Source organism: Pseudomonas sp. BAY1663, assembly GCF_000582595.1.
Taxonomy (GTDB): domain Bacteria; phylum Pseudomonadota; class Gammaproteobacteria; order Pseudomonadales; family Pseudomonadaceae; genus Stutzerimonas; species Stutzerimonas stutzeri_AF.
The window spans coordinates 1-699 of sequence record NZ_AZSV01000212.1; the positions used below are offsets into that span (position 1 = coordinate 1).

Sequence of the window (699 nt, forward strand, 5' to 3'; positions counted from 1 at the left end):
CGCGGCGTGGCGGCGGCGCAGGCGCTGGGCGCCGCCGGCGTGCAGCTCGGCACCGCTTATCTGCTGTGTCCGGAAAGCCGTGCCAACCCGTTCCATCGCGCCGCCCTGAAGAGCCCGCAGGCCGCGCATACCGCATTGACCACGCTGTTCAGTGGCCGTCCGGCACGCGGCATCGTCAACCGCATCATGCGCGAACTCGGCCCGCTGCCCGACGGCGTGCCGCCTTTCCCGCTGGCCGGCAACGCCATCGGCGCGCTACGGGCGAAGACGGAAAGCCGCGGGCTGGATCACTGCACGCCGCTCTGGGCCGGGCAGAACGTCAGCGGCTGCCGGGAAATCCCCGCGGCCGCCCTGACCCGCGAGCTGGCCGCCGGCTGGCGCGACTGACTCAGCCCGCCGCCCGCACCAGCGGCGCCCGGGCCAGCGCAGCGAGGTCGGCCGAGCCGGTGCAGAAGCAGACGATGCGCAGCTGTTCGGTCAGCACGCGGAAGTGCTCGACCACCGCCGCGCTGGAATCCAGCGCGCTTTGCAGCACGGCGGCGGCCTGACCAACCAGGTTGGCGCCGAGGGCGAGTGCCTTGGCCGCGTCGATGCCGTCGCGAATGCCGCCGGAGCCGATCAGCGTGGCCTGCGGGCAGGCCCGGCGCACCGCCTGGATCGCCTCGGCCGTGGGGATGCCCCAGCCAGCGAACGCCTCGG

The 699-nt window shown here is 74.1% G+C and carries 2 protein-coding genes; one reads left to right on the forward strand and one right to left on the reverse strand.

Going from position 1 to position 699, the window contains the following annotated elements; translation table 11 throughout:
- Positions 1-387: nitronate monooxygenase (locus BAY1663_RS22835; RefSeq protein ID WP_037045464.1), on the forward strand; the 387-nt coding region annotated here is incomplete at its 5' end.
- A gap of 1 nt (position 388) precedes the next feature.
- Here BAY1663_RS22835 and BAY1663_RS22840 read toward each other — a convergent pair.
- The coding region (locus tag BAY1663_RS22840; protein ID WP_037045466.1) for an alpha-hydroxy-acid oxidizing protein at positions 389-699 on the reverse strand (311 nt) is incomplete at its 5' end.